Annotated in this window: 11 protein-coding genes; 3 read left to right on the forward strand and 8 right to left on the reverse strand. The window is 62.4% G+C overall.

Features of this window, described 5'->3' with window-relative positions; genetic code table 11:
* Nucleotides 1-404: 404 nt before the first annotated feature.
* From HMPREF2912_RS07180 to HMPREF2912_RS07190, 3 genes are all read right to left on the reverse strand, one after another.
* Entirely contained in the window at nucleotides 405-1,088 is a 684-nt protein-coding gene (locus HMPREF2912_RS07180) for a DUF2334 domain-containing protein (RefSeq protein ID WP_070683708.1), read from the reverse strand.
* Between the two features lie 117 nt (nucleotides 1,089-1,205).
* Nucleotides 1,206-3,314, reverse strand: coding sequence for a S9 family peptidase (locus HMPREF2912_RS07185; protein ID WP_070683710.1), 2,109 nt, complete (start codon nucleotides 3,312-3,314; stop codon nucleotides 1,206-1,208).
* 9 nt (nucleotides 3,315-3,323) lie between these two features.
* A complete protein-coding gene (locus HMPREF2912_RS07190) occupies nucleotides 3,324-4,181 on the reverse strand; it encodes a phosphoribosylaminoimidazolesuccinocarboxamide synthase (protein ID WP_070683736.1) in 858 nt (285 codons plus the stop codon).
* 64 nt (nucleotides 4,182-4,245) lie between these two features.
* Here HMPREF2912_RS07190 and HMPREF2912_RS07195 point away from each other — a divergent pair, with 64 nt between their 5' ends.
* Complete coding sequence (locus HMPREF2912_RS07195; RefSeq protein ID WP_070683712.1) at nucleotides 4,246-5,052, forward strand: serine/threonine protein kinase; 807 nt, start codon at nucleotides 4,246-4,248, stop codon at nucleotides 5,050-5,052.
* Nucleotides 5,053-5,167: 115 nt separating this feature from the next.
* Here HMPREF2912_RS07195 and purB read toward each other — a convergent pair whose 3' ends face one another.
* Both purB and purD read right to left on the reverse strand, forming a co-directional pair.
* Nucleotides 5,168-6,607, reverse strand: coding sequence for an adenylosuccinate lyase (gene purB / locus HMPREF2912_RS07200; protein WP_070532348.1), 1,440 nt, complete (start codon nucleotides 6,605-6,607; stop codon nucleotides 5,168-5,170).
* Nucleotides 6,608-6,646: 39 nt separating this feature from the next.
* Nucleotides 6,647-7,921: a phosphoribosylamine--glycine ligase gene (gene purD, locus HMPREF2912_RS07205; RefSeq protein WP_070683714.1), complete on the reverse strand. Its 1,275-nt coding sequence runs from the start codon at nucleotides 7,919-7,921 to the stop codon at nucleotides 6,647-6,649.
* A 34-nt stretch (nucleotides 7,922-7,955) separates the two neighbouring features.
* On the opposite strand from purD, the gene HMPREF2912_RS07210 reads away from it, so the two are divergent.
* Nucleotides 7,956-8,384, forward strand: a complete 429-nt coding sequence (locus HMPREF2912_RS07210; RefSeq protein ID WP_010188927.1) for an HIT family protein — start codon at nucleotides 7,956-7,958, stop codon at nucleotides 8,382-8,384.
* Between the two features lie 24 nt (nucleotides 8,385-8,408).
* On the opposite strand, the gene HMPREF2912_RS07215 is transcribed toward HMPREF2912_RS07210, so the two are convergent.
* The 3 genes from HMPREF2912_RS07215 to HMPREF2912_RS07225 all read right to left on the reverse strand — a co-directional run bounded on the left by HMPREF2912_RS07215 (nucleotide 8,409) and on the right by HMPREF2912_RS07225 (nucleotide 11,481).
* Nucleotides 8,409-9,860 (reverse strand): sensor histidine kinase, encoded by a 1,452-nt coding sequence (locus HMPREF2912_RS07215; RefSeq protein WP_070683716.1) that lies wholly within the window; start codon nucleotides 9,858-9,860, stop codon nucleotides 8,409-8,411.
* An 11-nt stretch (nucleotides 9,861-9,871) separates the two neighbouring features.
* Complete coding sequence (locus HMPREF2912_RS07220) at nucleotides 9,872-10,576, reverse strand: response regulator transcription factor (RefSeq protein ID WP_070522860.1); 705 nt, start codon at nucleotides 10,574-10,576, stop codon at nucleotides 9,872-9,874.
* 131 nt (nucleotides 10,577-10,707) lie between these two features.
* Nucleotides 10,708-11,481 carry a MerR family transcriptional regulator gene (locus HMPREF2912_RS07225; RefSeq protein ID WP_070683718.1) on the reverse strand — a complete coding sequence of 258 codons (774 nt, stop codon included), beginning with the start codon at nucleotides 11,479-11,481 and terminating at the stop codon, nucleotides 10,708-10,710.
* An 80-nt stretch (nucleotides 11,482-11,561) separates the two neighbouring features.
* On the opposite strand from HMPREF2912_RS07225, the gene HMPREF2912_RS07230 reads away from it, so the two are divergent.
* Nucleotides 11,562-12,851, forward strand: coding sequence for an MFS transporter (locus tag HMPREF2912_RS07230; protein ID WP_070683720.1), 1,290 nt, complete (start codon nucleotides 11,562-11,564; stop codon nucleotides 12,849-12,851).
* Nucleotides 12,852-12,865: the final 14 nt, after the last annotated feature.

Here is a 12,865-nt window from a genome sequence, read left to right on the forward strand (position 1 = left end):
AACACCGGGGTGGCCTTCATCCCACCCTGGGGTACACCAATAACAGCAATGCCGGAATACCAAGAAGCAGTAGCCAGACTCGCCGCCGAACAAGCAGGACAACCACCAGAGGAACCACCCGACAACAGTTAATGTCCCAAACATAGAGAGGACAACGCCAACCACCTCATCGCGCCTGATAACGGTCCGAACCCGTCAGTCGAAGCCACACTGACGGGGATACCGGCGATCCCTAACCACGATTCACGCGCTTCCCGCCGGGAGTTAAGCCCTTAAAGGGCCAAACCCGCCAACCGAAAGATGGTTGACCGGAATATAGGCGATCCTGGAGGGCGCGCCTCCCTATCCATACAGGCCAGCGAACGCCCGGATTTACGGATGGTTTAACGTCCGGGTGAGCACGGCTAGTGCGGTGCAAAGGCCGTGTAGTCAGCGGGGCGGGCACCTGCTGCCATGGCGCGCTCGGCGGCTTTGAGGAAATCAGCAACTACCTTGCGGTCATCGAGGTTGCGGCCAGAGATTGACAGGCGCACGGTGTTGCCGCGCTGTGCAGAGCGCTCTGCTGCGCGAATAATGTTGCGGCGCCACCACTTGGCCGAACCGAAGCCCTCACCAAATGACAAGTTGCGGGCTTGGTGGAGCTCGCCTGTGCGAAGGTCGTGGATGCCACGGGTGGAGGCGGCAAAGTCGAAATCAAACTCGGGAAGGACTTCTAGTGTTCCCTCCGACATTCGCCAGCGCGGTGGTGCAAAAATGGTCGGTTCAAAGCCAATCTTGGCCATCTGCCGCGTCGCACCCTTGAGGCGCAAACGTGCCTCGTGCGCATCCAGATTGGCGAACTCCGCACGGCGGCCCTGGACCGCTTGGTCAAAGCCATTGAGAATAAGCACGCGGCCCGATTCGGCCTGCTCGCGAAGCCAGGATTGCGTCGCCGCATCTTTAGCTAGGTGCCAATTGCCGTCGATGTGCGGCGCCACCAGCAAAGAGACAGGAACGTCAGCTTTATCGAACTGCTTGAGCAGATCGGAGGCTTGGCTTCGGGTGTCATCAAAAATACTGGAAATCGAAACCAGAAGGTGGCCATGCATAAGGAAAATTATCGCACAGCCACCGCCCCGGCGCGCGCTGAAAGAGATTCGGCGCTCCCCCCACATGGGCGGCCTAGGTCGCTGTGTGGCTCATTAGCCACACAGCGCAAGCGGTCTCTAAGCCTCGACACCCGTGGCCTGGTTGATCAACCACGCGTACTCAAAAGCCGCCTGCCGCCACTGGGCATAGCGCCCTGACACACCACCGTGGCCGGCGGCCATCTCCGTCTTGAGGAGGAATTCGCCGCCGGTGGCGACGTCACGCAGCTTGGCCACCCACTTCGCCGGCTCAACATACAGCACGCGGGTGTCATTGAGCGAGGTCAACGCCAGAATATTCGGATACTTCTGCGGAGCGATGTTTTCGTATGGCGCATAGGAGGCCATGTAGTCGTAGACCTCAGGGTCGTGGTACGGGTCGCCCCATTCCTCCCACTCCACCACCGTGAGCGGCAGCTCCGGCATGAGAATGGAGGTCAGCGGGTCCACGAAGGGCACGTTCGCCTCGATGGCCTTAAACCTATCCGGCGCCATGTTCGCCACCGCGCCCATGAGCAGGCCACCGGCGGAACCGCCTTCAGCCACCAAGGTCTCCGGTGTAGTCACCCGGCGCGCGATGAGGTCATCAGCCACCGCGATGAAGTCCGTAAACGTGTTTTTCTTGGCCAGCATCTTGCCGTCGTCGTACCAGTTGCGGCCCATTTCGCCGCCACCGCGAACGTGCGCCATGGCAAAAATCATGCCGCGGTCCATAAGAGACAAACGGAAGACCGAGAAGTACGGGTCCATATTCGCCTCATAGGAACCGTAGCCATACAGCAACGTCGGGTTCGGTTGCGTGCGGTCCAGGTCCGCGCGGTGCACGATGGACACCGGCACCTTCGTCCCATCGGGTGCTTCAGACCAGACGCGGTAGGCCACGTACTCGTCCTTGTCATAGCCGCCCGGGACTTCCTGTTCCTTCAGCAGCGTGTACTCACCGGTGGCCACGCGGTAGTCAAAGAGCTGTGCGGGCTGGATGAAGGAGGTATAGCTCACGCGCAGCACCGGCGCATCCCACTCCGGGTTGCCGGCCACACCGACGGTATAGAGCTCTTCGTTGAAGTTGAGCTCGCTGAGGCGCGCCCAGCCTTCCCGCACATCCATAATCGCAGCCCGGCCGATGCCGCCCCGGCGGTAGGCCACAACGATGTGGTCGCGGTAGCAATCAACGCCCTGCAAGCGAACCTCATTATCGTGAGGCATGAGCACGGTGAGCTCACGCAAAGAGGGAAGTTCCTCACTGACCGGGCAATAGCCCAACTCAAAGTTCGGGCCGGTCGCGTTGTGCGTGACCACCCAATAGTCGGTACCGTCCACGATCGCGTGGTCGACGTCGTAGTCCACTCCGGACTCACGCGCCCACAAACAGCGGAACTCACCCTCCGGGTTGTCCTGCTCGAGTACCCATGCCTCACTCGTCAGCTTCGAGCTCGACACGATCATGATGTACTTCTCGCTGCGGGTCGTGCCCACGCCGATGCCGAAACGCGAATCCTCCTCGCGCATGACCACGACATCCTCCGACTGCGGGGTACCCACGCGGTGGCGCCACACCGTATCCGGGCGCCACGCATCATCCACGGTGGTGTAGAAGATGAACTCCTCCCCCACCCACGTTGCACCGTAGAAGATACCTTCCAGGCGGTCCTCCAACAGCTCGCCCGTGCGCAGGTCCTTGATGAAGAGCTCAAAGCGCTCATCACCGGCCACGTCCACCGAATAGGCCAGCAGGTCACCAGAATCGCTCACCGTGGACGCACCTAGGGCGAAGAAGTCGTGGCCTTCGGCGAGCGCGTTGACGTCGAGAAGCACCTGCTCTCCGTCCGGCGCCCCTGTCTCCGGGATGGTCGGCGGGGTCCACGGATCGGAGCCTTCCGACACCGGGATGCGGCAGCTATAGCCGTACTCCTTGCCCTCCTCGGTGCGGCCGTAGTACCAGTACTTGCCGCGGCGCTGAGGCACGGACATGTCCGTCTGCTTGATGCGGGACTTGACCTCGGTGAAGATGTTCTCCGTCAAGGTCTCCAGGTGCGCAGTGCGCTCTTGGGTATAGGCGTTTTCGGCCTCGAGGTATTCGCGGGTCTCCGGGGCGTCTTTCTCACGCAGCCACTCATAGTCATCGACGAAGCTGCGGCCGTGGAACTCTCGCGTGATGGGGCGCTTGGCAGCATTCGGTGCGTTCATTCAGCCTCCTTAAAAGGTGGTTCCGGACAGGCGCTCGAAGGCCTCAACATAACGCGCGCGGGTGGCCTGGACAACGTCATCCGGCAAGCGCGGCGGCGTGGACTCCTTGTCCCAGCCGGAATTGGTGAGCCAATCGCGAACGTACTGCTTATCAAAGGAAGGCTGGACCTTGCCTTCCTCATAGGTATCGGCCGGCCAGTAGCGCGAGGAGTCCGGTGTGAGGACTTCATCGGCCAGCACCAGGGTGCCGTGCTTATCGACGCCAAACTCGAACTTCGTATCCGCCAAAATAATGCCCTTCTCCTCCGCCAACGCGGCGGCCGTGGAGTAGATGCGCAGGGTGGCATCGCGCAGCTCCTCGGCGCGTTCGCGGCCGAGCTTGTCCACGACGACATCGAAGGAGACGTTCTCATCGTGCTCGCCCTGCTCCGCCTTGGTGGCTGGGGTGAAGATGGGCTCGGGCAGGCGGGAAGCCTCGGTCAGGCCCTCGGGCAGCTCGACTCCGCACACGCTGCCGGATGCCTTGTACTCCTTGAGTCCGGAGCCGGTGAGGTAGCCACGGGCGACGCACTCGAAGGGCAGCATGTCGAGCTTCTGCACGACCATTGCGCGGCCGAGGACTTCCTCGGGGATGCGCTCGTCATCGAGCGGTCCGGCCAGGTGGTTGGGGAAGTCGATGGCGTCGAAGAAGAACTTCGACGTCGCCGTGAGCACGCGGCCCTTGTCGGGGATGGCCGGCTCGAGGGCGTGGTCATAGGCGGAAATGCGGTCGGAGACCACCATGAGCAGGGTGTTGTCATCGATTTCGTAGATATCGCGCACCTTGCCGGAGGCGATGTGGGCATAGGAAGAAAGTTCTGGACGCATGACATACATTCTAGACCCGTCTAGACTGCTTCAAGATACGTCCCAAACCCGAGGAGCTAAGCCCGTGCACTCTCGCCTGACCTCCCTGTTAACCTCCGCTGCGCTGGTGGGCGCCGCCCTGTCTGTGCCCGCTGCGCACGCAGCCGACATCTCCGTGCGCGAGTCCGCCCACGGACAGTGGCTGTGCACGATGTCGGCGTCCTCCACGGATCGCGCACTAGCCCGCGATGTCCGGGCGGGCTACATCAACACCATCCGCACGACCTCGGAGAAGATTCAAGCGCAGTTCCCGAAGCTGGACTTCTCCGCGTACACCTCGCGCGATATCAGCAAGGCGCCGGGCTACGCGGCAACAGTGGCCACGCTGGGCAAGGCCGGCTACACGGGCGCGGATATGGTCATCATCATGGTCGGCGCGTCCGCCCCGGAGGACCTGGTGGAGGATGAATCGGTGCTGTTGCCAGGGGATGCCGAATACTCGATCAATGCGGCGAAGTCCCGGACTGAGAAGGGACCGGCACCGTTATTGTCGACGGGTAGCGATTTCAGCCCCAAGCTGCGCGCCGCTCTGGCAGAAAACCAGGCGCAGGAAAAGGAGGCCGTCGATGCCTTCAACGCAGCGCAGGTGCAGTCCTTTGCCGAGTGCGTGGAAGAGCTGCGCAGCCGCGGTGCGCAGGAGGGTATCCAGCCGGTGCCGAAGCTACCCATTCCGGGCAAGACGACGCAGCAGCAAACCTCGTCCACGGGTGCTACGGTTCTCGGCATCATGGCGGTGCTCACCGCTCTGATGATCGGCGGCTACCTTGCTACCAACGGCAAATCCCTCGGCGGCTTCGAGCTGCCGGTGCTGCGCATCCCTGGAATGGCCTAGGAACTAGTGCCCGGCGGGGGCCGGCCGCCGTGGGAGGTCGTTTCGATCAAATAGGGGCTAGAAAATTGAAGATCTGGCAACCTTAATTGATCGAAACGTACCGCCAAGGGTGAAACTAGAGGATTTCACCCGGCGTGTAGGCGGCGGCCTGCGGGTGCTGATCAGCAATCGCCTTGATGCGGCCCAGAATCTGGCTCACCTGCGATTCGGCAGCGCCGATGAAAGCGTGCTTGTCCGACAGCGCGGCCTCGAGGGCGGCGGCATCGAGCGGCAGGCGCTCGTCGGCAGCCAGGCGCTCAATCAGATCCTGCTCCCCGCCATTCTCACGCATGTTGAGCGCCACGGCGACGGCGTTTTCCTTGATGACCTCGTGCGCGGTCTCGCGGCCCACGCCCGCGCGCACCGCCGCCATGAGGATGCGGGTGGTGGCGAGGAAGGGCAGGTAGCGCTCCAGTTCGCGGTCGATCATCGCCGGGAAGGCACCGAACTCCGCCAGCACGGTGAGGAAGGTTTCAAACATACCGTCAATGGCGAAGAAGGCATCCGGCAGTGCAACGCGGCGGACGACCGAGCAGAACACGTCGCCCTCGTTCCACTGCTGGCCGGACAGATCCGCCACCATGGTGAGATAGCCGCGCAGAATGACCTGGAAACCGCACACGCGCTCGCAGGAGCGGGCGTTCATCTTGTGCGGCATCGCGGAGGAGCCGACCTGGCCTTCCTTGAAACCTTCAGTCACGGTCTCGTTGCCGGCCATCAGGCGGATGGTCGTGGCCAGCGAAGAGGGGGCAGCACCCAGCTCAACGAGCGCAGACACAGCGTCGAAGTCGAGGGAGCGCGGGTAAACCTGGCCCACCGAGTTGAATACGCGGGAGAAGCCCAGGTGATCCGCAATGCGCGTCTCCAGCGCGGCAAGCTTGTCCTCGGAGCCTCCCATGAGGTCGAGCATGTCCTGCGAGGTGCCCATCGGGCCCTTGATGCCGCGCAGCGGGTAGCGGCTCAGCAGAGACTCCACGCGCTCGATGCCGAGCAGGAGCTCGTCGGCAGCCGAGGCGAAGCGCTTGCCCAAGGTCGTCGCCTGCGCAGCAACGTTGTGGGAGCGGCCTGCCATCACCAGCGTCTGGTACTGCGCGGCGTGCTCACCGATGCGCGAGACCACCGCGATGGCCTTATTGCGCACCAGCTCCAAGGAACGCAGAATCTGCAGCTGCTCGACGTTTTCCGTCAGGTCGCGCGAGGTCATTCCCTTGTGAATGTGCTCGCAGCCGGCCAGGGCGTTGAATTCCTCGATGCGTGCCTTGACGTCGTGACGCGTGACGCGCTCACGCTGGGCAATCGAGGCAAGGTCCACGTTCTCAACCTGCGCCTCATAGGCGGCGATGGCCTGGGCGGGAATATCGACGCCGAGATCCTTCTGCGCCTTCATCACCGCGATCCACAGCTGGCGCTCCAGAATAATCTTGTGTTCTGGGGACCAGATTTCAGCCATCTCTGGGGAGGCGTATCGAGCGGACAGGACGTTGGAAATGTTCTTCTTTTCAGCCACGTCGCTCATTATTCCACGCCTCGCCCCAAAGGAGGCATTATCAGCGGATTAGATGCTGATCTGGCCCTTTTCCGCTGGCAACGCAATGTCCTTGCGGAAGAAGCTGCCCTCCAGCTTGATGCCGTCGAGCACCTCGTAGGCGGCGGCGCGGGCGTCGGCCAAGGTGGCACCGCGGCCGAGGACGTTGAGGACACGACCACCGTTGGATACGTATCCGCCCTCCCCCGTGGTGGTGCCAGCGTGGAGGACGCGGGTGGGATCATCAAGATCCGGCGAGGTGATCGGATCACCTTTGCGCGGGGAAGCCGGGTAGCCCTCGGCAGCCAGCACCACGGTAACGGCGTAGCCTTCCTCCCACTCCAGCGGCGCAAGTGACGCCAGGCGCCCGGTCGCAGTGGCGTTCAGGACCTCTCCCAGCGGGGACTTCAGCAGAGCGAGCACCGCCTGCGTTTCCGGGTCACCGAAGCGGCAGTTGAATTCGACGACGGCCGGGCCTTCCTTGCCCCAGGCCAGTCCCGCATATAGCAGCCCGGTGTACGGCGTGCCGCGCTTGACCATTTCCTTCGCCACGGGGACGCAAACTTCGTCGACGATGCGCTGGGTACCGTCGGCAGGCAGCCACGGCAGCGGCGTATAAGCGCCCATGCCGCCGGTGTTGGGGCCTTCATCGTTGTCATAGGCACGCTTGTGGTCCTGCGCCGGCAGCAGCGGCACGACGGTCTCACCGTCCACGAGGCAGAACAGGGAAACCTCGGGGCCGTCGAGGAAGGACTCGAGCAGCACCGGGTTGCCGGCTGCATGGACGGCGTCGACGTGCGCGCGGGCTTCCTCGCGGGATTCGGTCACCACCACGCCCTTGCCGCCTGCTAGGCCATCGTCCTTGACCACGAAGTGCGGGCCGAAGCGGTCGAGCGCGGCCTCGATGTCCGCATCACTTGCGCCAGGGGCGAGCTGCTCCGCGCGGGCGGTGCGCACGCCGGCGGCCGCCATGACGTCCTTGGCAAAGGCCTTGGAACCCTCGATTTGCGCCGCGCTTGCCGACGGCCCGAAGACCGCAATGCCGCGCTCACGCAGAGCATCCGCCACGCCTTTGACCAGCGGTACCTCCGGCCCGATGACGACGAGGTCAGCGGCGATGTCCACGGCTAGTTCAACCATGCGCGCAGGATCATCCACCTGGGAATACTCCGGGTGAACGGTGGCCTGCTTCGCATGGGCCGGGGAGCCCGGTGCGATGTGCAGATCGGTAACAGTGGGGTCAGCTTTCAAGCCAGTGAGCAGGGCGTGTTCGCGGCCGCCCGAACCGATAACGAGAATGCGCATGCCGTCTATCTTAACTGGCGGTAGCCTAGGGGCCATGTCTTCCGTATTTACAAAGATCATCGAAGGCGAGCTGCCTGCTCGCTTTGTCTACCGCGACGAGAAATGCGTGGCATTTTTGTCCATCGAGCCGCTGCGCTACGGCCACACCTTGGTGGTGCCGGTCGAGGAAGTAGATAAGTGGACTGACCTCGATCCTGAAACCTGGGCACACCTCAATGCCATCGCTCTGGAAATCGGTGGCGCCATCAAGACGGCCTTCGACACCCCACGTACCGGCTACATCATCGCCGGCTTCGACGTTCCCCACACCCACATCCACCTCTTCCCCACCGAGAAGATGGAAGACTACGACTTTGCCAAGGCCTTCGCTGCCGACGCCACCGACCCCGCCGCCATGGACGAGGCCGCCGCGCGTATCCGCCAGCACCTCGGCACGGATGAGGACGGCCGCCGCGACAGCTAAGAGCTGACTGCTACCTTTCGGCAGCTAGGAACTAGCTGCCGCCTTGGGCAGCTGGACGGTAAACACCGAGCCGCTGCCCAGCTCCGAATCCACGGAAATCGAACCGCCGTGCTGCTCCACGAGAGACTTCACGATGGCCAAGCCCAAGCCCGAGCCACCCGTATCGCGGGCTCGTGAGCTATCAGCACGGTAAAAGCGCTCAAAGATGTGGGCTGCATCTTCGGGGGAGATGCCCTTGCCGTCATCGGCAACGTCGATAAGCACGTGTTCCTCGTCATCCCGCAACGTCAGCGTCACCGACGCCTCGTCGCCGCCGTGGCGGATGCCGTTGGACACCAGGTTAAGCAATACCTGGTGCAGGCGGTCCGGGTCTCCGTTGACCATTGGAATCCCGGAGGCTTCGTTGTTGACGTTGATGGTGCGCCCAGAAAATGCCGCGCGCGCCGAAGAACCCACAGAGAGCACGAGCTCCAGCATGTCCACCTCACGCATATCGAGGCGCGAGCCCTCTGCGCGCGTCAGGGCCAGCAGATCCTCCACCAACAGCGACATGCGCTTCGACTCAGCATCGATCTTGCTGAAGACAAACTCCGGGTCTTGGGTTGCCCCCGAACGGTACAGCTCCGTATAGCCGCGCAGGCTGGTCAGTGGGGTGCGAAGCTCGTGGGAGGCATCGCCGACAAAGCGGCGCATCTGTTGCTCCTTCTCCTGCGCATGGAGCACGGAGTTTTGCAATTGCGTCAACATGACGTTGAGCGCTGCGGCGAGCTGCCCCACCTCGGTGTGCAGCGGCCACTCAGGAACGCGTTTATCCAGGTTGCCCGCCGCGATCTGGGAGGCCGTTTTCTCCACCACGCGCAGCGGACGTAAGGCTCTGTGGATGAGCCACATACCCACCAACGCGATGATGAGCATGACCAACGCCGCGATAATGACCTGGACAATGGCCAGGCCTTTAAGGATGGAGTTCTCCGTCGTCATGTCTTTGGCCACGACGACCACGGAACCATCCGATTTGAGCTTCGCCACGGCCCGCCATTCGGTTTCGCCTTGAACCGAGCGGACACTCGTGGGCTCGCCGCCGACGACCACCGAGCGGGCATCCGGCAACCCCGCCATCGGCCGCGTGGTCACCACGGAACCATCGGGATAATACGCCAGTGCTACATAGTCCGTCGGGGGTCGGCGGCTTCCGTCCTGCGGGGTATAAAAGGCCGCGTCGAGGTTGCTGGCCCAGGAGCCAATCGCGTCATTGAGCTCAGTGTCCACGCGGGTGTAGAGCACATTGCGCATGATCGATGACACCGCCAGGGAGGACATAGCCAGGCCCAAGCCCGAAACCAGAACCATGAGGACGAGCAGCCACGTGCGCAGGGGCAGCGCTTTAGGGCGTTGCATGCGCCGGCGCAGGGCGCTATTCCGCACCGAAGAGGATCCAGAATCCGAGCCCTGAGTGTTCGCGGGGGATTCGCTCATAGTGGATGAGCCTACGTGCGCGGCGTACGCAGCACATAACCAACGCCGCGGACGGTGTGGATCAGCGGTGTATCGCCGGTATCAATCTTGCGGCGCAGGTAGGAGATGTAGGACTCGACCACGTTGCCATCGCCGCCGAAATCGTAGTGCCAGACGTTGTCCAAAATCTTGGACTTGGACAGCACCACCTCACGGTTTTGCATGAGGTAGCGCAGCAGATTGAACTCGGTGGGTGAAAGCTCCACGATCTCCCCGGCCTTGGTGACCTCATGGGTGTCATCGTTGAGAGTGAGGTCGGCATAGGTCATGGTGGCGCTGCCATCCTGATCATCCACCGCATTGCCGCGGCGCAGGATCACGCGCAGTCGGGTGATGACCTCCTCCAGGCTGAAGGGTTTGGTGACGTAATCATCCGCACCGATGGTCAAGCCATGGATGCGCTGATCCACGCTGTCCTTAGCGGTGAGGTAGAGGACGGGGCCGTCGAGGCCTTCTGCGCGCAGCTTGCCCAGCAGCTCAAAACCGTCCATGCCCGGCATCATGACGTCCATAATGTAGGCGTCGGGATTGATCTCACGCGCGATGCGCAGAGCCTCGTTGCCGGAGTTGGCGCTGTGTACATCGAAGCCCTGAAACTTCAGGGAGACAGTAAGTAGTTCAACGATATTGGGCTCGTCATCGACGACAAGTACCTTGACGTCCTTTGAATCATCCATGGTCCCGCTTTGGTCCTTTCTCCGCTGTTCCTATACCTAGGTGGCGTGGGGGTTTCTCATTCAAAGTGAGAAGTATTGCACTACGCCTTCCCAGGGTACTGAGCGAAGTCTGGACGTGCGCTGTGAACAAATTAGTCCCACACGAGATTATCCAGATCTAGCCCTTCTGCCTGGGCTTGAGCCTCGATCAGCTGGCGCAGGTAGTCGGCGTTGCCACGGTAAGTCTCATCGAAGCGCGGATCCTCGCAATACATGCGCGCCAGGAGCACTTGCTTGGACCTCGACACCGGGTACCACTGGGCGATGAGAGCACGGTGCTTGTCGACGATCTCCTTCGCCTCCTCGCTGCCTGCCTCAAGTCCCGCTTTCGCGGCTTTCTCTAGCTCGGCCGCAAAGTGTTCATGCTCCACGGAGAATTCCTCCCAGCCCTTCTTTCCCATCGATTCCGCGACGGCCGCACTGGCCGCCCACTCTGTGCTGTCTCCCCACTTCTCGTGGGCTTCTTCCTGCAACGTGGGCCATGCGTCACCCAGCTTCTTTACCTTTTGGCTCGCGCTAAGGTTTTGATCCATTTCGGTCTCCTTGATTAGTCGGTTCACTGCCTGCAGCATCGCGTCGACATCGGCGCGCCGCTTCCGCAAGGCAGCCTGCTGAGCACGGAGGCGATCCACAGCGGACGCGGCGGGCGCCTGCAACAGCTCAGCGATGCCCTTCAGCTCAATGCCCACGCTGCGATAGATCACAATGTCCATACCGCGCTGCAGGTCGTCTTCTGTGTAGAGACGGTGGTCTCCCACAGTGCGCCACTGTGGGCTGAGCAGCCCAATGTCATCCCAGTGCCGCAACGTGCGGGTGGTGACTTTGAGGATTTCGGCAACGTCGCCGATGCTGTAGTCGTTACGCATGCCGTTGAGCCTAAAAGTTGACGTCGCGTTAAGTGCAACTCCTGCCACTCAGCACATGTTTTTGCCTACGATAATGAAGCATGACTCACGCCTCGACACGCACTGACCGCCTCACCGTGGCTGCTTGGGCCCTGTGGGACTGGGGTTCGGCAGCTTTCAACGCGGTTCTCGTGACGTTTATTTTCTCGGTCTACCTCACCGACTCGGTGGGCCAGCAGATTGATTCGCAGTTCACACCGGCACAATGGTTGTCGTGGTCCATGACGGTGGCGGGGCTGGTGATTTTTGCGGTCACCCCCGTGATGGGCCAGCGCTCTGACCGGCTGGGCACGCGGCGGCGCGCGCTGGGTTTCTGGTCCCTGCTGACGTTCTTGGTCATGGCTAGCTTATTCTTCATCCGCAATGATGCACCCGCGTATTTCTGGCTCGGGCTTATCGGCCTGGCGGTAGGTTCGGTGACCATCCAATTCGCCGAAGTCAATTACTTTGCCCAGCTCAATCAAGTGGCCTCCGAGGACAAGGTGGGCCGGGTATCCGGCCTGGGATGGTCGGCGGGCTATTTCGGCGGCATCGCGCTGCTGCTCATCTGCTATTTCGGATTCGTCTCCGGCGAGGGCGGCGCACTAGGGCTAAACACGGAGGGCGGCTGGAATATCCGGCTCGTAGCGTTGCTTTCAGCAGCGTGGTTTGGGTTGTCTGCCATTCCTGTGTTGCTGCGTGTGCCGGAGATTGCGCCGTCGGGTGAATCGACGGGTGGTGTGGCGGCGTCTTACCGCGAGCTGTGGCGCACGGTGGTGACGCTGTGGCGGGAGGACCGCAATGCCTTTGCTTTCCTCTTCGCTTCGGCCATTTTCCGCGATGGGCTCTCGGCCGTGTTCAGCTTCGGGGCGGTGCTGGGGGTGTCCGTCTATGGATTGTCTCCCGGTGACGTGCTCATCTTCGGCGTTGCCGCCAACGTTGCGGCCGCGCTCGGCGCGGTGGCGGGCGGGCTGATCGACGACCACGTGGGCCCCAAAGCCATCATCCTCACCTGCCTGGCTATCTTGACGCTCATGGCCGGCATCATGTTCGTGGCGCAGGGGCCGACGGCCTTCTGGATCTGCGGACTCATCTTGTGCCTATGTGTGGGACCAGCCCAGGCTTCCGCCCGCGGTTTCTTGGCGCGCGTTGCCCCGCCAGGGCGCGAAGGCGAGATGTTCGGCCTCTACGCCACGACCGGGCGGGCCGTGGCGTGGTTGACGCCTTTCCTGTTCGGTGTCTTCGTCTCACTGTTGAGCCAAGGCGACCGGGGAGGCGTGCTCGCCATTGGGCTGGTCCTGCTCGTAGGAGCCCTCGTGCTCATCCCGGTCAAAGACCCCGCCAAGGTGTGAGCTCCTTCGACGTA

It is taken from the genome of Corynebacterium sp. HMSC056E09, from assembly GCF_001813425.1.
In the GTDB taxonomy this organism is placed as follows: Bacteria; Actinomycetota; Actinomycetes; order Mycobacteriales; family Mycobacteriaceae; genus Corynebacterium; species Corynebacterium hesseae.